General features: G+C 36.5%; 15 protein-coding genes. 7 read left to right on the top strand and 8 right to left on the bottom strand.

Annotation, left to right across the window (positions count from 1 at the left end; all coding sequences use genetic code 11):
* Nucleotides 1-17: 17 nt before the first annotated feature.
* The 4 genes from waaF to rfaD all read right to left on the bottom strand — a co-directional run bounded on the left by waaF (nt 18) and on the right by rfaD (nt 4,407).
* Complete coding sequence (waaF, locus tag B8W84_RS01550; RefSeq protein WP_094751585.1) at nt 18-1,067, bottom strand: lipopolysaccharide heptosyltransferase II; 1,050 nt, start codon at nt 1,065-1,067, stop codon at nt 18-20.
* A complete protein-coding gene (locus B8W84_RS01555) occupies nt 1,064-1,621 on the bottom strand; it encodes an acyltransferase (RefSeq protein ID WP_094751586.1) in 558 nt (185 codons plus the stop codon). The genes waaF and B8W84_RS01555 overlap by 4 nt, the downstream gene beginning before the upstream one ends.
* Nucleotides 1,622-3,394, bottom strand: a complete 1,773-nt coding sequence (locus B8W84_RS01560) for a polysaccharide deacetylase family protein (RefSeq protein ID WP_094751587.1) — start codon at nt 3,392-3,394, stop codon at nt 1,622-1,624.
* 62 nt (nt 3,395-3,456) lie between these two features.
* Nucleotides 3,457-4,407: an ADP-glyceromanno-heptose 6-epimerase gene (gene rfaD / locus B8W84_RS01565; RefSeq protein ID WP_094752712.1), complete on the bottom strand. Its 951-nt coding sequence runs from the start codon at nt 4,405-4,407 to the stop codon at nt 3,457-3,459.
* Between the two features lie 165 nt (nt 4,408-4,572).
* On the opposite strand from rfaD, the gene tkt reads away from it, so the two are divergent.
* The 5 genes from tkt (at nt 4,573) to B8W84_RS01590 (ending at nt 14,107) form a co-directional block, all read left to right on the top strand.
* Nucleotides 4,573-6,561, top strand: a complete 1,989-nt coding sequence (gene tkt, locus B8W84_RS01570) for a transketolase (protein ID WP_094751588.1) — start codon at nt 4,573-4,575, stop codon at nt 6,559-6,561.
* A 153-nt stretch (nt 6,562-6,714) separates the two neighbouring features.
* Entirely contained in the window at nt 6,715-9,855 is a 3,141-nt protein-coding gene (locus B8W84_RS01575; protein WP_094751589.1) for a glycoside hydrolase family 2 TIM barrel-domain containing protein, read from the top strand.
* A 64-nt stretch (nt 9,856-9,919) separates the two neighbouring features.
* Nucleotides 9,920-11,419, top strand: a complete 1,500-nt coding sequence (locus B8W84_RS01580; protein ID WP_094751590.1) for an APC family permease — start codon at nt 9,920-9,922, stop codon at nt 11,417-11,419.
* Nucleotides 11,420-11,577: 158 nt separating this feature from the next.
* Nucleotides 11,578-12,687 carry an NAD/NADP octopine/nopaline dehydrogenase family protein gene (locus tag B8W84_RS01585; RefSeq protein WP_094751591.1) on the top strand — a complete coding sequence of 370 codons (1,110 nt, stop codon included), beginning with the start codon at nt 11,578-11,580 and terminating at the stop codon, nt 12,685-12,687.
* A 16-nt stretch (nt 12,688-12,703) separates the two neighbouring features.
* The gene (locus tag B8W84_RS01590; protein ID WP_219349756.1) at nt 12,704-14,107 is read left to right on the top strand and encodes a YfcC family protein; all 1,404 of its coding nucleotides are present in this window, start codon (nt 12,704-12,706) and stop codon (nt 14,105-14,107) included.
* A 139-nt stretch (nt 14,108-14,246) separates the two neighbouring features.
* On the opposite strand, the gene B8W84_RS01595 is transcribed toward B8W84_RS01590, so the two are convergent.
* From B8W84_RS01595 to B8W84_RS01605, 3 genes are read right to left on the bottom strand one after another with little or no spacing between them, the layout of a single operon-like run.
* The gene (locus tag B8W84_RS01595) at nt 14,247-17,111 is read right to left on the bottom strand and encodes a valine--tRNA ligase (protein WP_094751592.1); all 2,865 of its coding nucleotides are present in this window, start codon (nt 17,109-17,111) and stop codon (nt 14,247-14,249) included.
* Nucleotides 17,111-17,578, bottom strand: coding sequence for a DNA polymerase III subunit chi (locus B8W84_RS01600; protein WP_094751593.1), 468 nt, complete (start codon nt 17,576-17,578; stop codon nt 17,111-17,113). The genes B8W84_RS01595 and B8W84_RS01600 overlap by 1 nt, the downstream gene beginning before the upstream one ends.
* A complete protein-coding gene (locus tag B8W84_RS01605; RefSeq protein ID WP_094751594.1) occupies nt 17,575-19,077 on the bottom strand; it encodes a leucyl aminopeptidase in 1,503 nt (500 codons plus the stop codon). The genes B8W84_RS01600 and B8W84_RS01605 overlap by 4 nt, the downstream gene beginning before the upstream one ends.
* 176 nt (nt 19,078-19,253) lie before the next feature.
* On the opposite strand from B8W84_RS01605, the gene lptF reads away from it, so the two are divergent.
* Entirely contained in the window at nt 19,254-20,339 is a 1,086-nt protein-coding gene (lptF, locus tag B8W84_RS01610) for an LPS export ABC transporter permease LptF (protein WP_094751595.1), read from the top strand.
* Nucleotides 20,340-20,350: 11 nt separating this feature from the next.
* Nucleotides 20,351-21,415, top strand: a complete 1,065-nt coding sequence (lptG, locus tag B8W84_RS01615; protein ID WP_094751596.1) for an LPS export ABC transporter permease LptG — start codon at nt 20,351-20,353, stop codon at nt 21,413-21,415.
* Between the two features lie 139 nt (nt 21,416-21,554).
* Here lptG and B8W84_RS01620 read toward each other — a convergent pair whose 3' ends face one another.
* Complete coding sequence (locus tag B8W84_RS01620) at nt 21,555-22,604, bottom strand: type II asparaginase (protein WP_094751597.1); 1,050 nt, start codon at nt 22,602-22,604, stop codon at nt 21,555-21,557.
* Nucleotides 22,605-22,730 lie beyond the last annotated feature (126 nt).

Below are 22,730 nucleotides of genomic sequence, written 5' to 3' on the forward strand. Positions count from 1 at the left end.
CAACTGATAATTTTAATTTAAGAGCTACATTGCTTTAAAAAAGATTGAACAGCATTCAGTATGCGCTCTGGAGGCAGTTTATTTAAGCATTCTAAATGACTAAAGCGGCACTCTTTTTCAAAGCAAGGTTGGCAACTGATACCGGTTTGTAAAATAGCGACATTCTCTGTAAGTGGAGGTGTATAGCGCGGTGAGCTTGAACCATAAATAGCGACTAAGTTACAGCCGACAGCTGCCGCTATGTGCATGAGTCCCGAATCATTACTGACCACAGTATGGCAACAAGAAAGCAAATCAACAGCTTCATTTAAGCTTGTTTCACCCGCCAAATTTTTAATTAAATGCAGTTTGTTAGTGGGGATCATTTTTGTGATTGCATTGGTTACATTTTTGTCTTTTTCAGAACCAAATAACCAAACTTGTAAATTTTGTTTAACTAAGGCTTTTGCTACACTCGCATAATGCCGTTCGGGCCAACGTTTTGCTGGGCCAAATTCAGCGCCTGGACAGAGCCCAATAATAGTAGGGCTTAGGCTTAATTTAAATTTGTGTAAAATACTATCACATTGTTCTTTTTTAATTTGTAAATGAGGGCGGGGTAATGTATTAATTCTGCCCATACATCCGGTGCCCGTCATTTCATTTTTTGGATAAGCAAGAGCAACATAACGCTCTAACATATATTGAAATATCTTTTTGTTCGGTCGAAGGTCTGTTAATAATCCATAACGCATTTCACCTTTCCACCCTGTACGGATTGGTATTTTTGCAAAAAAAGGAATAAGTGCAGATTTTGCAGAATTAGGCAGAATATACGCAATGTCATAATGTGCTTTACGTAATGTTTTCCCTAATAAATAACGCGTTTTTAAGTCAAATTGTCCGTGGCCTAATGGCATTTTGATTGCATTATTAATTTCAGGCATTTTATCTAAAATAGCTTTACACCAAGCTGGTGCTACAACATCTATCTGTACGTTGGGGTGTAATTTTTTGAGGGTAATATAAAGCCCTTGTGACATGACCATGTCACCGACCCACGCTGGGGATATTATCAATATTTTCATTCTGTCAACTCTTCGCGCCATGTTATGTCTTGCCCGATCATTTTTGCTGGGTTTCCTGCAACAATTGAATTAGCCTTAACATTTTTGGTGACAACCGCGTTAATACCAATAATAGCATTATCTTGAATGTCATTGCCTTTTAATATAACGCAACTATCAGCAAGCCATACTCTGTGGCCAATTGTTATACTTGCATTGGGATTTATTATTTTATTGTTTTTAGTTATATCATGCCCGTCACTGGTCATTAGTTTTACATTTCTTGAAAACATACAATAATTACCAATGCTTAAATGTGTAGATGAGCCTCGGCTAGACAAATAGGTGTTTTCACCTATAATACAATGCTTGCCGATATAGATTAAGCAATTTGAACCCGTAATTTCAATGCAAACGCGTTTGAGATTGACGCCATCAGATAAGATAAGTTTGTTATTATTACCGCGTAAACTAATATCACAATAACGAACTCGAATATTTTCACCTAAAATTATAGTGTTTTTGCCTTTTAATTCGACTTTATTTCTTAATTTTAATTTTAAGAGTTTTAACATTTACTTAGCCTTTTTAAATAAGTAATTGCCACGAATTTTTCGCCACAAAGCGAAGGTGTCAGTACGTGGGAAAATAGCAATACGTCTTATTTGATACCTATCTTGATGCATAAATAAAGAACCTTTATTAGTCGACACTGCAAAAGCATAACCAAGTTTTTCTACTATGGATTTTGAATCTTGATTATATAAACCATAAGGATAGGCGAAAGAAATTAACTTTTTCTGTAAAAGTGTTTCTAGTTGTTTTTTGTTTTCGGCTATTTCATGATATTGCTCAGCATAGCTTAGTTTTTGTAACTTGGGGTGTGAAATAGTATGACCACCAATCTCAATGTAGGGAGATTGACTTAATGTTTTTAATTGTGTTGCAGTCATTAGTTCAACGTATTTTTCGGGATTATCATTACACTCCACATCCCAGCGGTTAAAGGATTCGCCACTGACTGCATAAATAATGGCTTTGAATTGATATTTTTCTAAGAGAGGTAACATTAGTTCAAGATTATCTTTATAGCCATCGTCCGCAGTGATCATAATAAAGCGCTTACCTACTTGTAAACGGTGAATGAACCCTTTTTCTTGTAAGTCTGCAAACGTTAGTGTTTCAAAATTGAGGCGTTTGAGTAATTTAAAATGTTTTTCTAACATTTTAATATCAAGATAGGTTCCATGTACGCCTTTTTCGCTCTCTTTTTGAATAAAGCGATGGTACATAATAATCGGGATCTCTTTTTGTTTTTTTTGAATATAAGAATCTTGATAATATTGTTCGAGTTGGGTCACGATTGTATCGAGATCATAGTTGTTTTTGACAATGTCGATGACATTTTTAGCGCAATAATCTTGTTGTAAGGCACTTTCTATTTCATTTTTTAAAAGGGTAAAATCAATATCTACGCCTTTTTCTTCTGCGTTTATATCGCCAAAATTCGAGGATATTGCTTGCTCTATATTATCAAGTGTTATCTCTCCAATACAATTGGCTTCCCCGATGGCAAAAGTTGGACGACCCGATAAAATAGATTCTATTGCAACTCGGCCCGCACCTATTACTAAATCTGACTCTGCAATTAGCTGTGGTACATTATTACTGTATCCGGTGAACTCTACGCGGTTTTTCAAGTTAATAAAACGTTCTGTTAAGGGTGTGCCACTAATGATACGCACATGGTATTTTTTAAGGTCGATACACTGCGTTAATAAGGCATAACAAACATCTCCTTTATGACTACTTAAACGACCGATAATTGAAATTATTTTTTTGTTGTTTTTAGGTGCGCTAGCAACATTGAAATCTTGAGTGGCAATGCCATTGCGTAATAGGCGTGTATTGTGTTTATGCACGGCTAAATCATTACAAATTTGAGTTTGGATAGCCTCACAAATGCAAATAGTTAAGTCGCCCATCGCATTAAATTTTTTACTTGAAAAATGTACGGGTTGGCGCCCATGCACGGTGACAATGAGTGGGATATTACATATTTTTGCTGCAAAATGACAACTCCAAGCAGATGCTCGAGAATGTGCTTGTATTAACTGAATTTTATGTTTTTTTATTATGCAAATAAGAAAAAAAACATGGAAAAAACGACGAAGGATACTGCGTTTATTAAAGCGTAACTTAAAGAAGTGGCCTTGGTGCTCTTTTGTTAACGTATCAGAAACATAAAATAAATTATGTCCTCGGGCACTTAAATTGTTACCGACGGCAGTGGCATAAACTTCTGCACCCGTCACTTCTAATTGTGATAGAGCCATTAAAATGTTCATAGAATTCTCGTAAAACGAATTAAAAGTAGTAGAGCTACTACTTTTAATATTGCAGGATAAATTTATTGATTTAGTTGCGCCATGTATTCAGCGGTACCTTGAGCGACTGTTTTGAATGAGGCATCATAGCCAGCAGCACGGAGACGTGTTAAATCGGCTTCAGTAAAGCTTTGGTAGCAACCTTTTAAGTGCTCTGGAAATGTAATACGTTCTATTTTCGCGGTGCTTTTCTTAGTTTCTTGATGATATTTTAATACCGCGTTGCCTACTTCTAAAAACGATTCAGCTTGACCTGTACCTAAATTGAAAATGCCTGAAACTTGATTGTCAAAAAACCATAAATTAACTTTACAAACATCTCCTACATATACGAAGTCGCGTTTATGCTCACCTTCAAATAATTTGGCATTTTCACCCGCATTGATTTGATTATTTAGATGAAATGCAACGCTAGACATACTGCCTTTATGCTGTTCACCAGGGCCGTAAACATTAAAATAACGGAAGCCAACAATTTGGGGTAAGACTTCATTATGTTCTTTGGCATCTTCCCAAATACGACGCACATATTGATCAAATTGAAACTTAGAATAACCATATACATTAAGAGGTTTTTCGTGTTGTAGTTCTTCTTTAAACGTATTAGTTCCACCGTATACTGCAGCAGAAGACGCATAAAGAAAAGCTATATCTCTTTCAATACAATAATGTAATAAATCTTTTGAATATTCATAGTTATTTTCCATCATAAATTTACCATTCCACTCTGTCGTCGCTGAACAGGCACCTTCATGGAAAATAGCATCAATATGTCCGAAATCTTGGCCAGAAAGAATTTGTGTAATAAACTCATCTTTATCCATGTAGTCCATGATTTGTAAATTGACTAAGTTAACAAATTTCTTGCCATCTGTGAGGTCATCAACTACGAGAATGTCAGTAATACCTCGTTCATTTAACGATTTAACAATATTACTGCCAATAAACCCTGCACCGCCGGTAACTATGAACATTTGCTCACCTCTGAAATATAATAGAGGAGTAAGTATACGTGGCATTATTAGATATTTATTCCTTTTTTTTAAATTTTCATTTTTATAAATAATTAATTTAATTTTTTTAAAATGTTGCATGGGTATATTTATAATGATCATACTAAACCAAATCAGGAGAGTTTTATGCCTTCTCGTCAAGAGTTAGCTAACGCAATTCGTGCATTAAGCATGGATGCCATTCAGAAATCTAATTCAGGTCACCCCGGGGCGCCTATGGGGATGGCAGATATCGCACAAGTATTATGGACCGACTTTTTAAAACATAATCCTAAAAATCCTCAATGGGTTGATAGGGATCGTTTTATATTGTCCAATGGTCATGGCTCAATGTTGCTTTACTCTCTACTTCATCTTACTGGTTATGATTTAAGTATTGATGATATTAAATCATTCCGTCAATTACACTCTAAAACACCAGGACACCCTGAATTGGGTTATACGCCGGGCGTTGAAACAACAACTGGCCCACTAGGTCAAGGTCTAACAAATGCAGTGGGTATGGCGATTGCAGAGAAGTCATTAGCCGCGCAATTTAACCAAGACGGACATAATATTGTTGATCATCATACATATACCTTTTTAGGTGATGGTTGCTTAATGGAAGGCATCTCGCATGAAGCATGTTCTTTAGCCGGAACCTTAGGTCTTGGTAAATTGATTGCTTTTTGGGATGATAATGGCATTTCAATAGATGGTAATGTAGAAGGTTGGTTTACCGATGATACACCGGCACGTTTTAGAGCATACGGTTGGCATGTTATTTCGCTAGATGGACATGATCCTAAAGCGCTAACAGATGCAATTGTTGCAGCAAAAGCGGAAACTAAAAAACCAACCATTATTTGTTGTAAAACAATTATCGGCTTTGGCTCACCGGCTAAACAAGGTACACATGCTTGCCATGGTGCACCTCTTGGTGCCGATGAGATTATTGCAACACGCAAAGCTTTAGGCTGGAAATATGGTGATTTTGAAATTCCAAAGGATATTTATAGCGCTTGGAATAATCAAGAACAAGGTCAACAAGCAGAGCAAGATTGGAATAAACGTTTCGATGCATATCGCGTTGCTTACCCTGAATTGGCTGCTGAATTTAAACGGCGTACAAATGAGGAACTTCCGGCTAATTGGGAAGAAAAATCAAGTTCATACATTAAACAGTTACAAGATGCTCCAACGCATATAGCGACACGTAAAGCATCACAAAACTGTATTGAAGAATTTGCTAAATTGTTACCTGAAATGCTTGGTGGATCTGCGGATTTAGCGCCGTCAAATTTAACCATGTGGTCGGGTACAAAAGCAATCACAGCTGAAGATGCCTCTGGTAACTATTTACATTATGGTGTGCGTGAATTTGCGATGTCAGCCATTATTAATGGTATTGCACTGCATAAAGGTTTCGTACCTTATGGCGCCACATTTTTAATGTTTATGGAATATGCACGTAATGGTTTACGTATGTCTGCACTTATGAAAAAACGTGCAATTCAAGTATTCACACATGACTCTATTGGACTTGGTGAAGATGGACCAACTCATCAGCCTGTTGAGCAAATGGCAAGTTTACGTTTAACACCAAATATGGATCTATGGCGTCCTTGTGATCCTGTTGAATCTGCGGTGGCATGGAAAAGTGCTATTGAACGAATTGATGGACCTACATCGCTTATTTTTAGTCGTCAAAATTTACAGCAACAACCTCGTAACTCGGTGCAATTAGCCAATGTTGCTAAAGGTGGATACATTTTACTAGATAGTGATAAACCTGCTGAGATAATTTTAATAGCGACAGGCTCTGAAGTGCAATTGGCGGTAGACGCCTATGTACAATTAACGGCGCAAGGTAAGGCTGTTCGTGTAGTATCTATGCCATCAACTGATGTTTTTGAAGTACAAAGTAATGAGTATAAAGAATCTGTTTTACCTTTGAATGTTACAAAACGTGTAGCAATTGAAGCGGGCATTGCAGATTATTGGTACAAATACGTTGGCTTAAACGGTAAAGTTATTGGCATGACAACTTTTGGTGAGTCTGCTCCTGCTGATCAATTATTTAAAATGTTTGGTTTCACAGTCGAAAATGTAGTGGATACTGCTAACGCATTATAATTTATTAAAATAATATAATTTTATTGATTATAGTAAGTGAAAAACCGCGTATATCGCGGTTTTTTTATTTTCAACCTGATGTCTGTAAGTTTATTTTATAAAACGGACTTATCTTGTGTTTGTGATATTTATAATAATTTATGGAGGCTGTTTATGACTGCTGTTGTTTTTGATGAAAAACAGATGAATGATTTATACAAAGAAAAAAATAATGTTCCTAAAGTTTTAGAGAATCATCAGATTAATGGAATTAATAAAGAAAAGCCTCGGCCTTTTGCCTTCCCTTTTTTAAATAGATATCAAGCGATTTCTAATCGCCCCGAAGAGGCTAAAAACTATCTGTCGCTCAATGGTGTTTGGCGATTTCATTGCTCGTTTAATCCAGTCTCCCGGCCTAAAAAATTCTACGAAGATGATTTTGATACTTCGAATTGGGATAGTATTAAAGTTCCTGGGAATTGGGAAGCACAAGGGTTTGATAATGCTATTTATGTAGATGAACGTTATCCGTTTACAACTAATTGGCCTGAAGTTCCTAGAGATTACAATCCTGTAGGCTCATATAAACGTGATTTTTTTCTCAATGATAATTGGCAAGGGCAAGAAATATTTTTGCATTTGGGTGGTGTACGTACCGCTTCGTTTATTTGGATTAATGGGCATCGTGTTGGCTATACTCAAAACGCAAAAAATCCAGCAGAATTTAATATTACACAGTATGTTAAACCCGGTAATAATATAATTTCAGTAGAAGTCTATCGATGGTCGAATGCGAGTTATATTGAAAAACAAGATATGCTCGACATGTCTGGATTTGAACGTGAGGTATTTATTTACGGCACGGGAAAAATAAGAATTTATAATTTTAATTTTAAATATGAACTTAATGCACCGTATTCTCAAGCGTCTTATAATTTATCTGTCGATTTGTCACATTATTCGAATCAGGTGGAAGAAATAAAATTAACCGTTGAATTACTTGATGATACAGATAACTTCAATGCAATCGTTGTTAAAGAAAAAATGATTGATAACGGTAACAATAAAAGTGTTTCTTTCTCTGGCGAAATAATAGCACCACGATTATGGACTGCAGAAACGCCAAATTTATATACGTTGTTATTAACACTCACTAATCAGAAGGGTGAGATAATAGAAGTAACTAGCCATAAAATTGGATTTCGTAACATTGCGATTATTAATGGACGATTAACGATTAATGGTAAAACGATTAAAATAAAAGGCGTTAATCGCCATGAATTACATCCTAAATTAGGACATGTTCCAACAGAAGAAAATATGCTTACGGATATTCGTCTTATGAAAGAGCACAATATCAATGCTGTGCGCACGAGTCATTTTCCGTGTCATTCCCGATGGTATCAGCTTTGTGATCAATATGGATTATATGTTATTGATGAAGCAAATATTGAATCACACCCACTTACATTGAAAGAAGATACTCAGCTTGGCGATACTGAATCTTGGATCCCTGCTCATTTAGACCGGGTACAGGCAATGGTAGAGCGTGATAAAAATCATCCTTGTATTATTATTTGGTCTATGGGTAATGAAGCGGGTACTGGTTGCGTATTTGAAACGCTTTATAAATGGATCAAATCAAAAGATGCAAGTCGACCTGTTCAATATGAGCCTGCTGGAGAGATGCCATATACCGATATTGTCTGTCCTATGTATCCTACATTAGAGCGCCTTGAAGAATTTGCTAAGCAAAAAAATACAAGACCAATGATTATGATTGAATATGCTCATGCGATGGGAAATTCACTTGGTATTCTTGCAGATTATTGGAAAATTATTGATAAAAATGAAAATTTACAAGGTGGATTTATCTGGGAATGGATGGATCACTCGCTTGAGTTAACCAATGATAAAGGTCAAAAATACTGGGGATATGGCAAAGACTATCATCCAACTATGCCTACCGATGGTAATTTCTTAAATGATGGTTTAGTAGATCCAAACCGTGTACCACATCCTCCGATGGCGGAAGTTAAAAAAGTATATGCCCCGGTTAAATTTTCAGTTGTTGATTTACATTCAGGGCGTTTTGCCGTGAAAAATAAATATGATTTTATCAGTTTAAATCATTTAGAAATTCACTATGAAATCACTAAAGCGGGTGTCAGTATCTCTTCGGGATCAATGGGTACATTACTTGTTGAACCGGGCGCAACGGCTGAGATAACTATTCCTTTAGAAGGTGCGTATTTTCATGATGAGGATGAATTTTTAATAACGATAAGTGCGGTGACTAAAAATGACGTAGCAATGGTTGGAAGTGGCTATGAATTGGCATGGGATCAGTTTAGCTTAACGGAGCGTAAGGTTTTCAGTCCTATCAATATTGAAACTTGTCAAAAGTTAAACATTAAAGATGAAGAATGCGAGATATTAATTAAAGGCAACGATTTTGAACTAATATTTTCTCGTAAAACAGGTGATATTATTAAATATTTGCACAAAGGGACAAATATATTTACATCTGCTTTGGTTCCCAATTTTTGGCGAGGATTAACCGATAATGATATTGGAGCTCACGCACATGAATGGGCTTCTTTATGGAAAGATGCGGGATCATTGCGAGAGTTGTCTTCCTTTGTGACAAAGACTATTTCAGAGCATGAATTTTTAGTGACCGTTACATTCAACCTTCCTAATGTTTCAAGTGACATTACCTATGAGTATTTAATCTATGCGACGGGTGATATCCATGTTCAAGTCGATTTTATACCTAGAGATCTAACTCTTCCAATGATGATGCGTTTTGGAACTCAAGTCACCTTAGCGCCTGAATTTAAGTATGTGCAATGGTTTGGTCGAGGCCCAATGGAAACTTATGCCGATAGAAAAGATGCTAAGGCAGGAATTTATGGAGGGACAACTTGGGAGCAATATCATGCCTATCCTCGCCCACAAGAGTCAGGAAATAAAACGGACGTTCGCTGGTTTAGATTAACAAATAAAGAGGGGAATGGATTAGAGATCCTTGCCGATAAGCAACTTTTGAATGCAAGTGCATGGCCTTTTTCGGCAAATGAGCTTGATTTTGTTGCCGATACCGAGTCGGAGAGTGCATCTGGATTAACCGCAATGTCACAAAAACATGGGGTGGATGTTCAGCCGGGGGATGTAACAACTTTAAATATTGATTTAGCACAGATGGGAACCGGTGGGCAAAACTCATGGGGCTCGTTACCTCCTTCTATTTATCAGTTGCCAGTTCAAAAATATCATTATGCATTTTATATGCATCCAATTAGTAAAAAATAATAAATTAACCGATATCTGTTAAGGGTATCGGTTAATTATTTTTAATTAAAAGAGGGTAAGAGACATGTCAGATCAATCTAATACTCGTTATAAAATGTCGTTAATGACGTTTTTGTTTTTCTCCATTGCAGGAGGGGGATTTGTTTTAAAGGGAGTTGTATCTCAATTTACAGAGTGGGGAAATAATTCTTGGTTATTGTATGCCGTTGCATCGCTGGTTTACGCTATTCCATATACATTCATGATTATTGAGCTATCTTCATTGAAAAAGCTCAGAGAATCAGAGAGTGGCTATCAAACGTGGCTTAATTTGATTTTAGGTCGAAAGTTTGGTTTTATTGCTGGTTTTTTCTATTTTTATGTCAACATTTTTTATTTTGTAGATCTTCTACCTAATATTATTACGTATATGTTGTACATGTTTTCAAGTGATATTCAATTTGTAACTAATTTAACAAATCTTGCTTGGTTTAAGCCAGTTGTTAGCATTGCATGTATTGCCTTGTTCTGGCTTGCAACATGGGTTTCAATGCAAGGTCCAAAATGGTTATCTCGATTATTATCATTTGCTGGCTATGCAGGCTTTGCTTTGACGATGGTTTTTATCATCGCCGCTGTTTATAAGATTTCAGCTGCGCCAATCACTTTTAATGGGGATGTTATTGTCCCTGAATATTTGTCTCGTATTGATTTGACCTGGGCGAAAGTTGCATCTATGTCATGGGCGTTACAATCAATGGGGGGTCTTGAAGCTCTCGCTGCATATAAACGTAATATTAAAGGTGGCGAGCGTTCTTTTAAAATAGGTTTGTTGTTAAATGTAACGATATTTTCAGCCATTATTGTAATTTGCTCTTTATTACTAAATATGATTTTACCAGTAGAAGAAGCATCAAAACTTGGGTTAATGTCCGCAATTTATGTTGCGTTCCAACAACTTGGATTCCCTAGTTGGTGGACCAATGTTATTGCTATGTTCCTATTGCTAACAACCTTGTGTGGCTCATTGATGTTATGGACTGCTGCTCCAGTAAAAATGCTATTTGTTGATGCACCAAAAGGCATATTTGGCAAAAGTTTATCTGAAGTTAATCATGAAGGGACACCTGTCAATGCTTTGAAAATGCAAGGAATATTAGTATCCATTATTCTTGTTCTGTTCATGTTAGGCCAATTCAATTCAGGTATGAATGCATTTTTGACCGCCGTTAAGAATTTAGATGGTGGAGCCGCAACCATACCCGTGTTATTCATGTTAGTTGGTTATGTGAAATTGCGTTTGCAACCCAACAATAAAGATTTTGCCCGAGATTTTTATTTTCTTGGTAAAGGAAGAATAATGGCATTAATTGCAGTTGTTCCAATGTTTATTATCTTCTGTGCTGCAACATTTGCAGCGTTGATTCCTGGGCCTGCTAGTTGGGCTGAAAACTTTACAGGCTCTTTGATTCAAGTAATTCTTGGGCCGGTAAGTATTATCGGAGTATTTTTATATTGTGGTTTCTTGTTTAACCGCTGGAAAATTAAAAATCCGAATGATAACTCTTTATTTAACAAAATATAAAAAGGTGGGTTAACTCTCTTTATTATTTGTTCTGTATATTGAGATATATTTAATGGATAGGAAGCGAAAGTTTCCTGTAAACTTTCTGACATTGTTAAAAATAAATCCCTTTTTTATGCTGAGCTTTCTAATCAAATTATCGTAAAAAAGGAATTATTATGTCTACTCGAGTTTCTGTTATTGGAACAGGTAACGCAGGGTTAACCGCCGCTTATCATTTTTCACTAGAAGGTGCACAAGTTTGTTTATACGGTGCCAGTGGTTTTGATCAAGCGCTTAGTGACATAGAAAGTCATGGTGGCATTACTGCATTATCTTCATATAATGGTGTTGATTTGACCTATTCGGGTTTTCAATCTATTCACACCGTCACGCGTAATTTAGCCGAAACCATTGCTTTTTCAAAGTTATTGATTCTACCCGTTCCCTCCTTTGCTCAAGAGCCTCTTTTTATTGAAATGCTACCGTATTTAAAAGATGGACAAATTATAATGTTAATGCCAGGAAATTATGGTTCATTGGTGTTAAATCGTTTGAAAATAGAGCATGGTTATCAACACCTTGATATTACTTTTGTTGATGCGATTTCAATACCGTGGGCAACTCGTATCGTTGCTCCTGCACAAATTGCTATTTTAGGAATGAAAGAATTTTTACCTGTCGCAGCTTTTCCTGCTCATAAAACACAACAAGCGATGGCTCAATTACAAAGCATAATGCCTCTACCCTTAAAACCGCTCGCTAATGTTATTAGTGTCGGGCTTGAAAATATTAATTTTGGAGGGCACCCACTACTAACAACTTTAAGCATGGGATTATTAGAAAATTTTAATGGCAAATTTAATTATTATAAAGATTGTTGTTCAACCTCAACAGCTAAAGCTGCTTCGGTGATGGAAAAAGAGCGTATTCAAATTGGGCAAGCATTAGGTTTATCTTTGGTCCCAGAGTTAGATGCGATGAATGCATTATATGCGATGCAATGTGAAAATGTTTATGAGGTTAATCGAACTTCTGAAACGCATGGAAAGTTAAATAGCGCTCCAGATTCTGCTTCAAATCGTTATATTACCGAAGATGCAGCTTATTTATTAGTTCCTTGTCATGAATTTGGCTTATTAACCAAGACCGCAACACCTATCGTTACGTCCTGCTTACATATTGATAATGCTTATAATAGTACCAATTATTTTGTTACTGGACGCACTTTAAAAAAAATGGGTTTAGCAAATATGTCAGTGACTGAGATCATGCAATTTATTGCTTAATATGAAGGATATAATAATGAAATTTAAATTCCCTTCTGCTTATAGCATCTTATTTTTACTTATCGTTTTAATGGCAAGTTTAACTTGGATGATCCCCGCGGGTAAATATCAAATGGTAATGAATCCCGATTTAGGTAAATCGGTTCCTCTTATCGGTTCATATCATACGGTTGAGCCCAACCATCAGGGGTTCACTGATATTTTAATGGCGCCTATACAAGGTTTTTATGATCCATCATCTTACATGGCTCGAGCGATTGATATTGCTCTGTTTGTATTAATTATTGGTGGCTTTATTGGTGTTGTTACACGTACTGGCGCAATTGATGCGGGTATTGCATCTACCCTGAAGTATCTTAACGGGCGAGAAAAGTGGATGATCCCAATATTAATGGGCTTATTTGCAATGGGAGGTACAATATACGGGATGGCTGAAGAAACATTACCATTTTATACTTTATTGCTTCCGGTGATGATTGCTGCAGGTTATGACAGTATTGTGGGGGTTGCGATTATTATGATTGGTGCTGGTATTGGCTGTTTAGGCTCAACGATTAATCCTTTTGCAACAGTTATTGCTTCAAATGCTGCAAGCATCAACTTTATGGAAGGTTTTTGGCTACGAGTCGTTATTTTATCGCTTGGGTGGCTACTTTGTGTTATTTATGTAATGCGTTATGCAGCTAAAGTTAAACAAGATCCTTCTAAATCACTCGTTGCACATCAAAAAGAAGAAAATGAGAAACATTTTCTACATACAAGAAAACGACAAAATTTAGTACTAACCACTAAACATAAACTGGTGCTAATTCTCTTTGCTTTAGCTTTTTTGATCATGGTTTGGGGCGTTTCTCAGGCTGGCTGGTGGATGGCTGAGCTATCTGCGTTGTTTATTGGTGCGAGTATTATTATTGGTGTCGTGTCTCGATTATCAGAAGAAGACTTAACCAATAGTTTTATTGAGGGTGCAAAAGATTTACTTGGTGTGGCATTGATAATAGCTATTGCCCGTGGGCTGGTTGTTATAATGGATAATGGTAATATTACGCATACCATTTTACATTTTGCAGAAGGGTTACTAAGTGGTTTAAATGATGTTATTTTTATCAATGCAATCTATTGGATTGAGGTGGTATTGTGCTTTATAGTACCTTCATCTTCTGGTTTGGCCGTCTTGAGTATGCCTATTATGGCTCCTCTCGCTGATTTTGCCGGCGTAGGTAGGGAGTTGGTTGTAACGGCTTTTCAATCCGCATCTGGCTTACCTAATATTATCACACCGACTTCAGGTGTTGTGATGGGTGCACTTGCAATAGGGCGAGTCAGTTATGCTTCTTGGCTGAAATTTTCTTTACCATTGGTCGGGATGCTTTCTATTATGATAATGTTATTACTCAGTATATCTGTGATGTTAACATGATAGGAAATAACGAGGATATATTTGCTATTTATATTGAGTCGAAGATTTAATATCTGATATAAATCGTCACATATAAAAGTAGATTAAGTCTAAAAAATAAAAGCCCATATTAGATGTAAAATAAAATGGGCTTTTATTATTATAGAGCTTTTATTGTATTTATTTGTTGTTCTAATTTTTCACAGGTACTTTGTAGCTCTGCTAGTTTTCCTCGTTCTTTGTCAATGACCGCTTGTGGTGCATTACTTACAAAACGTGCATTGTTTAGTTTACCTGATATTTTAGCGAGATCTTTACTCGTCTTTTCAAGTTTTTTATTTAAACGTGTCAGTTCAGCTTTACTATCAATTAAACCTGCCATAGGTATTAATAATTCTAGGTTGCCGACTAACGCTGTTGCGCAAATAGGATTTTTTTCATCATTTTTGAGCATTGTGACGCTTTCAAGTTTTGCAAGAGCACTCAGGAAGTCTGCATTTTCAGTGAAACGACGTGCGTCATCTTTATTTGCATTCTTAACCAATAAATTAAGTGGTATTTTCGGGCTGATATCCATTTCACCGCGAATATTACGAATGGCAACAATGACTTTTTTCAGCCATTCAAGATCTTCAACAGCTTGCTTATCAACGAGATTTGCATTCACTTCAGGGAATGCCTCAAGCATAATAGTATCGCCTCCTTGACCTGTTAGCTCTTTTAAACGTTGCCATATCTCTTCGGTCATAAATGGCATGATAGGATGTGCTAAACGTAGTAAAGTTTCAAGTACCGAAATCAAAGTATGGCGTGTGCCTCGTTGTTCTGCTTCATTGCCTTTAAATAATACCGGTTTAGTCAGCTCTAAATACCAACCACAGAATTGATGCCAGATAAATTCATATAAAATATTAGCCGCTATATCAAAGCGAAAAGTATCTAATGCATGGCGGTATTCTTTGATTGTTGTTTGTAATTGTCCTTGGATCCAACGATCTGCGAGACTCAGTTGTTGCTTATTATCTGCATCGTGATTAAAAGCGCAAGGCATATCAGTGCAACTCATAATAACGTAACGGCTAGCATTCCAAAATTTATTACAGAAGTTACGGTAACCTTCAAGGCGATTCATATCCCAGTTAATATCTCGGCCCGTTGATGCCATTGCCGCTAAAGTAAAACGTAATGCATCGGTGCCATGTGCTTCAATACCACCGGCAAAGGCTTTGCGGGTTTGTTTTTCTATTTTTTTAGCTAATTGTGGTTGCATCATGTTACCACAGCGTTTTGTGACTAAACTTTCTAAATCTATACCATCAATCATATCTAGCGGATCAAGTACATTACCTTTTGATTTAGACATCTTATCGCCATTTTCATCACGGATAAGTCCGGTCATATAAATGGTTTTAAAGGGGACTTGTGGCTTGCCATTTTCATCTTTCATAAAGTGCATCGTCATCATTATCATACGTGCGACCCAGAAAAAGATAATATCAAAACCTGTCACTAATACATCGGTGGAATGGAACGTTTTAAGATCTAGTGTTTTTTCAGGCCAGCCTAATGTTGAGAAAGTCCATAAACCCGAAGAAAACCACGTATCTAATACATCTTCATCTTGAGTTAATTTGACAGTGGTATCTAATTGGTTGTCTTTACGTATTTGTTCTTCATTATGGCCAACATATACTTTCCCATTTTCATCATACCAAGCGGGAATGCGATGCCCCCACCAAAGTTGACGTGAAATACACCAATCTTTAATATCGGTCATCCATGATTTATAAAGGTTTTCATATTGTTGAGGGACAAACTTTATGTCTCCATTTTCAACGGCTTGTGTGGCTGTTTCTGCTAAGGGTGCAACACGAACATACCATTGGTCGGTAAGCATTGGTTCAATAATCACGGCACTGCGATCGCCATAAGGAATAGTGAGAGCATGTGCTTTGATATCTTCAAGTAAACCTAAAGCATCTAACTCGCTAACGACTAATTTACGAGCATCTTCACGGGTTAAGCCTTGAAACTGAATCGGTAAAGCTGCGCTATAAACGTCACTTACTTCACCATTACTATCAAAAACGGTGGCTTCTTTAGCAATCCGGGCATCAAAGGTTAATATATTGAGCATCGGTAATTTATTGCGTTTACCAACTTCATAATCGTTAAAATCATGAGCAGGGGTGATTTTAACGCAACCAGTACCTTTTTCCATATCAGCATGTTCATCAGCGATGATTGGGATCAATCGTTGCGTGAAGGGTAAAACGATGTTTTTCCCAATAAGATGCTTGTAACGAGGATCCTCAGCATTAACCGCAACACCTGTATCTCCCAGCATTGTCTCTGGACGAGTTGTGGCCACAACAATATAGTTTTTCCCCTCTAATGTAGTTGCATTATCGGCGAGTGGATAACGAAAATACCACATAAAACCTTGTTCATCTTTACTTTCTACTTCAAGATCGGAAATGGCAGTATGTAGTTTTGGATCCCAGTTCACTAAGCGTTTACCGCGGTAAATAAGATCATCATTATATAAATCTACAAATACTTTTTTAACCGCTTTAGATAGGCCATCATCCATGGTGAAACGTTCTCTATCCCAATCAACTGACGTGCCTAAACGGCGCATCTGTTTGCAAATCGTGCCGCCAGATTCTTCTTTCCATTCCCAAATCTTATTAATAAAAGTTTCTCGGCCTAATTCTTGGCGTGTTTGTCCTGTTTCTGCAAATAATTTACGCTCCACAACCATTTGAGTTGCAATGCCTGCATGATCTGTTCCGTGTTGCCAGAGTGTATTTTTACCTTGCATACGTTGGTAACGGATAATAGTATCCATAATCGTATCTTGGAAAGCATGACCCATGTGTAAACTACCTGTTACATTAGGAGGGGGGATCATAATACAAAAACTTTCTTTGGAGGTATCTCCATGTGGCTTAAAGTATCCTTTTTTCTCCCAGTTTTGATAGTTTTTTTGCTCAATAGCACTTGGGTTATATGTTTTTTCCATCACTTATCTTCTATTTTATTGATTGAATTTAGACTTTCTACATGTATTGTTGAAAGAGTATGACCTAATTTTTTATAGGTGCTGTAACGTTTGCGAGCAGCCATCTTTAACGTTTCCTCAAAGGGAACAAAATCAATGATCTGTTGAAAATTATTTGCAAACTCAGGTGCTTGTAAACTTAAGTTTATTAATACAGGGCGAACTTGTGTTGTGGGCATCCAGCTAATTTCGACAGGGCTACCAAAACGAGGGCCTTCGCCCATTAAATTGTGTGCAACGAAACTATCTCCATCAAATTGCCATAAATATTCATCTACAAGAAAAGCATCTTCTTGATTTTCTGTATAAATAAATACTTTAGTTTGTTTTTGATAATAGAACGCGACCAAATTACAAGCTTGGATTATTTGCGCAGAGACATTATCTTGTTGATTTTCATTTAAAATATAAAAGGTCACTTGGCTCATGGCTGGTAATCACTACGGTTAATTAAAAATTGTGTTAGTAGGGCAACAGGGCGCCCAGTTGCCCCATTACTCGGGTCGTTTGGAGAGCAAGCTGTGCCGGCTATGTCTAAATGTGCCCATGTATATTTTGCGGTGAAACGAGATAAGAAGCAAGCAGCGGTGATAGTTCCCGCTGCATTACCACCTAAGTTAGTCATATCTGCGCAAGAGCTTTCTAGTAACTTTTGGTATTCATCATCCATGGGTAATTGCCATGCCTTATCTACCGCTTGTTTTGATGCTTTTAATAATTGATGCGCGAGTCCATCATGTGGCGTTAATAATGCGCTGATATTATGTCCTAATGCGCTAATGCAAGCCCCTGTGAGAGTGGCAATATCAATAACACAATCAGGTTTAAAACGCTCAGCATAAGTTAATACGTCACATAAAACTAAACGGCCTTCAGCATCAGTGTCTAAAACTTCAACTGTTTGGCCAGACATGGTTGTTAAAATATCACCAGGACGGTAAGCATTACTCGCTGGCATGTTTTCGGCGCAGGCTAATATTCCAATAACATTAATGGGTAAATTTAATGAAGCAATGGCTTGTAATGTCCCCAAAACTGCCGCTGCACCTGCCATATCATATTTCATCCCAAGCATTGCTGAGCTTCTTTTTAAGGACAGACCACCAGAATCAAAGGTGATACCTTTACCAATTAAAACAATTGGTTTTTGGGTTTTATTAGTACCTTCATAATGTATTAAAGCAAGATAAGCCGAATTGATTGACCCTTGTGCAACGGCTAAGTAGCTGTACATTTTTAGTTCTTTTAATGCTTGATTGTTTAAAATGGTTGTATTGATTTTAGGATATTGGTTTGCTAGTTGTTGTGCTTGCTCGGCTAAATAAAGCGGTGTACAAATATTTGCAGGTAGATTAGCAAGATCTTTACAGGTTTTAATGCCTAAAGATATAGCATTGCCATGCGCAACTGCTAAATTGGCCATTTTTAGTTGCGAGCGGTCGGTTATTATAAATGTCAGTTTACGTAATATTTGTTTTTTATGATTTTTTTTGTTTTTAAACTTATCAAAAACATACAATGTATCTTTTGTTTTTTCAATACCTTGCCGAATAGCCCAATAATTATTTCTTTCTTTAATAGGTAACTCAGATAAAAAGCAAATTGCTTCTAATGTTCCATTCTCATTAAGTGTTTGGATTGTTTTTTTTATGATCTCTTGGTAGGATGCTTCATTAAGCTCATGCTCTTTTCCGCACCCGATTAATAAGACTCGTTTACTCAGTACGCCTTTAATTTGTTGTAAAAAAAGAATTTGGCCTATTTTTCCCTCAATATTACCTTGGTGCAGTAAAGTGCTCAAATAACCATCGCTGACTTTATCAAGTTGCTTTGCGGCGCAGGATAAACGGCGCATTTCATAAACACCAACAACAACACAAGCACAGCGTTGTTTTTCTGGTGAGCCACTTTTGATGAAAAAATCCATGTTTATCCTTGAGTGAGCTGATTATATTGAGATTAACGATGCTATTCTAATTAAAATGTAGTTATTATAGCGTTCTGTGTAATTAAAAAATGAAAACAGTTATGTTACCGTAATTAGTTTCTTAATTCACTACTTTACCCTTTTTCATAAGATCTTATTTTATACTGGAGAGCTAGGTGATACTTCGTCGTTACTTAATGCTGGAAACATTTAAAAGCCAGTTTGGCATTCTTTTTGTTTTACTTCTTATTTTTGTCAGCCAAAAATTCATAAGAATTTTAGAGCAAGCTATCAATGGTGTGATTGCACCGGATTTAGTGATGACTTTGTTATACCTTAATTTGCCAACATTAGGGACGTTAATGTTGCCGATAAGTTTTTATTTGGCAATATTATTTGCTCATGGTCGATTGCACAGCGAAAGTGAAATGGTTGCCATGACGTCATGTGGTTATAGCCCTAACAGTGTTTTAAAGGCAACATTATTATTATCGTTTTTTACCTTTATATTCGCTTCTTTTAATAGTTTATATTTAGCGCCACATGCAGAAGATGAAATGGTTTCTGTTATTGAACAAGCAGAATCGGACGCAGGAGTGGCAACGTTAATAGAGGGGCGTTTTCATAAATCTTCTGAAAATGGAGGAGTTATTTATGTGGAAAAATATCATAAAGGACAAAAATTAGAGAAAATATTTGCCTCTTATTGGCCAAGCGGTAAGAATAAAGCCCCTTCTGTATTAACTGCTTTGCATGGAAGTGTGCAGGAGAAAGAGGATGGTACCTGGCTAACGCTAAATGATGGGCAAAGTTACTCTGGAAATGTTGGTGATTATGAGTTTGATCTTGGCCATTTCTCAAGTTATGAAGTGCATATTGCGAATCGAGAAATTCGGCAACGAACGCGTGGTGTGAGCGCGTTGCCAACGCTGAGTTTACTAAGCCAAACGGATGCAAAAGCACGAGCTGAATTACAGTGGCGAATTGCCATTCCATTATCTATTTTATTATTAACATTTATGGCGGTTCCGTTAGCTAAAGTAAATCCAAGGCAAGGACGTTATGCTAAACTTTTGCCGGCGTTAGCGCTTTATCTTACTTATTTTTTATGTCTTAGCACTTCAAAAAGTTTAATCGAAGAAGAAACATTACCGGTGTTGAGTATTTGGGTAGTACAAATAGTTTTCTTACTCGGGGGGATCTTTTTACATCTAAGAAGTTTAGGTAAATTTGTAAGAAAAACTAAATATATTAAAAAATAACGGAATTCATAATGGGTATTTTAGATCGTTACATTGGAAAAACAGTATTTGCAGCAACGCTTTTAACTTTATTTGTTTTATTAGGCTTAAGTGGCATCATTAAATTTGTTGAGCAGATGAGAAGCGTTGGTCAAGGCTCTTATGATGTGCTTTCTGCTGCGTATTTTGTTCTTTTAAAAATGCCGGTTGAAATGACAGAGTTTTTTCCTATGGCGGCTTTAATCGGCGCGTTAATTGGACTAGGAAGCTTAGCCGGGAGTAGTGAACTCATCGTAATGCAAGCCGCTGGGATATCGAAAGTTCGCATTGCTGGTGCCGTGTTAAAAACCGCTGTTCCTATGGTTATTGCCGTTATGCTCTTAGCTGAATTTGTTGCACCCGTAACAGATAAAGAAGCATATTCAATGCGAGATTTAGCACGTAGTGGCGCAAGTGGTGTCAGTAATAAATATGGTGTTTGGGTAAAAAATGGCGATGCATTTATTAGTATTGGACGCATGAATAGTCAGTCGGAGTTATTTAATGTTAGATTGTATTTTTTTGACTCCGAAATGCAACTTGATCATGCTGTATTAGCGAATAAAGTCTCGTATAAAAATAAAGAGTGGTTACTTGAAAATAGTACATGGACTTGGTTCTCTAAAGAAAAAATTAGAGTTGAGCATAAAGATCAGTCTATTTGGAATACGGATCTTACACCTAAGAAATTGAATGTTATATTAAGCGATCCAAGTAAAATGTCGATGCGTGATATTTATAATTACATTACTTATTTGGAGCATAATAAACAAGACGCAAACCGTTATCTACTTATCTTGTGGCGTAAAGCGGTGCTACCTTTTACTGTCGTGGTGATGATGTTACTTTCGGTCTCGTTTATTTTTGGAGGATTACGCACGGTTACCATGGGTACTCGCTTAATCTTGGGTATTGCAAGTGGCTTTGCTTTTCACGTCTCAGGTGAATTATTTGGTCCTGCAAGTTTAGTTTTTGGTATATCACCATTACTCGGAGCGCTATTACCTAGCATATTAGTTTTATGTCTTGCTATGTATCTTTTAAGACGGCAAAGTTAATATTTTAACGTTAGGTGTGATAATACAGAGTCTTATTTCTGCGACTATATTTGATTATTGTCGTGAAAAGTTAAGGTTGTCGAAATAAATATTATAACGACAACCTTAATAAACAGTATATATCGAGCATATCTTTTGTTTAATATTCAAAAAACATTTGTTGCAATTTTTCTTTATTGTTTGTTTTAGTCAAGCCTAACATTAGTAATATTCTTGCTTTTTGTGGGTTTAAGTTATCAGTTACAATAAATCCATATTTTGTATCATTGACTTCTTCATGTAGATTTGTACGACCAGAACCCACTCGAGATGTCCTGGCAATAATGACGCCATTTTTACTTGCTTTGGCTAATGCTTTTAAGGTTAGAGGATAAATATTTCCATTTCCCATACCCGCATGTATGATGCCTTTTGCACCTGCATTAACGGCAGCTTTCACAAATATGTCTGTGTCTTGTGCGTGAGCATAAATGATATCAACTCTAGGTAAGGAGGTGATATTTTCAATATTAAACTCAGAATTTATGGTATTTCTTTTTGTGGATTGCGTATAATAATTTACTTTCCCATAGTATACCGTTCCTATCCTCCCTGTATTTGGCGATGCAAAGGCATTGACCAACGAAGTATTCATTTTAGCGACTTCGCGTGCACTATGAATTTCATCGTTCATAACGACAAGGACGCCTTTATTGAAAGAATTCTTATTAATGGCAACACTCACTGCGTTATAAATATTTAAAGGACCATCGGCACTTAATGACGATCCAGATCGCATCGCTCCCACAACAACGATAGGTTTATTATTTCTAACGGTTAAATTTAAAAAATAAGCGGTTGATTCTAGTGTGTCAGTGCCATGTGTTATTACAACACCATCAACACTATCTTTTTTTAGCAGGGTATTAACTCGGTTTGCTAATTTGAGCCATATTTTGTCATTGATTGCTTGAGAGCCTATATTTGATATTTGTTCACCTTGTATATTCGCTATTTTATTAATAGCTGGCACTGCATTGATTAATTCATCAACGGTTGCAACACCCGAAGAGTAAGCGCTACTTGTTGAAGATTCTCCAGATGCTGCAATGGTTCCTCCCGTTGCAAGAATGACTATATTTGGCTTAGCCCATGACATAGAGCTACTTAATAGAGTTAAAATTATTAATGTTTTTAAAAAATTATTCATATTTCCCTTCTTTGATAAATTAATAGGCAAAAAGAAGTGCTTCTTATATAAAGAAGTACTTTAGGAATAAGATATTTCAATAATCATAATTAGCTCAAATAAATTCCCAAAACACTTTATTAAAAT

The organism is Psychromonas sp. CD1, assembly GCF_002239585.1.
In the GTDB taxonomy this organism is placed as follows: Bacteria; Pseudomonadota; Gammaproteobacteria; order Enterobacterales; family Psychromonadaceae; genus Psychromonas.

Coding starts and splice junctions, on each gene's coding strand:
- waaF (WP_094751585.1), bottom strand. CDS start 1,067: ATGAAAATATTGATAATATCCCCAGCGTGGGTCGGTGACATGGTCATG.
- B8W84_RS01555 (WP_094751586.1), bottom strand. CDS start 1,621: ATGTTAAAACTCTTAAAATTAAAATTAAGAAATAAAGTCGAATTAAAA.
- B8W84_RS01560 (WP_094751587.1), bottom strand. CDS start 3,394: ATGAACATTTTAATGGCTCTATCACAATTAGAAGTGACGGGTGCAGAA.
- rfaD (WP_094752712.1), bottom strand. CDS start 4,407: ATGTTCATAGTTACCGGCGGTGCAGGGTTTATTGGCAGTAATATTGTT.
- tkt (WP_094751588.1), top strand. CDS start 4,573: ATGCCTTCTCGTCAAGAGTTAGCTAACGCAATTCGTGCATTAAGCATG.
- B8W84_RS01575 (WP_094751589.1), top strand. CDS start 6,715: ATGACTGCTGTTGTTTTTGATGAAAAACAGATGAATGATTTATACAAA.
- B8W84_RS01580 (WP_094751590.1), top strand. CDS start 9,920: ATGTCAGATCAATCTAATACTCGTTATAAAATGTCGTTAATGACGTTT.
- B8W84_RS01585 (WP_094751591.1), top strand. CDS start 11,578: ATGTCTACTCGAGTTTCTGTTATTGGAACAGGTAACGCAGGGTTAACC.
- B8W84_RS01590 (WP_219349756.1), top strand. CDS start 12,704: ATGAAATTTAAATTCCCTTCTGCTTATAGCATCTTATTTTTACTTATC.
- B8W84_RS01595 (WP_094751592.1), bottom strand. CDS start 17,111: ATGGAAAAAACATATAACCCAAGTGCTATTGAGCAAAAAAACTATCAA.
- B8W84_RS01600 (WP_094751593.1), bottom strand. CDS start 17,578: ATGAGCCAAGTGACCTTTTATATTTTAAATGAAAATCAACAAGATAAT.
- B8W84_RS01605 (WP_094751594.1), bottom strand. CDS start 19,077: ATGGATTTTTTCATCAAAAGTGGCTCACCAGAAAAACAACGCTGTGCT.
- lptG (WP_094751596.1), top strand. CDS start 20,351: ATGGGTATTTTAGATCGTTACATTGGAAAAACAGTATTTGCAGCAACG.
- B8W84_RS01620 (WP_094751597.1), bottom strand. CDS start 22,604: ATGAATAATTTTTTAAAAACATTAATAATTTTAACTCTATTAAGTAGC.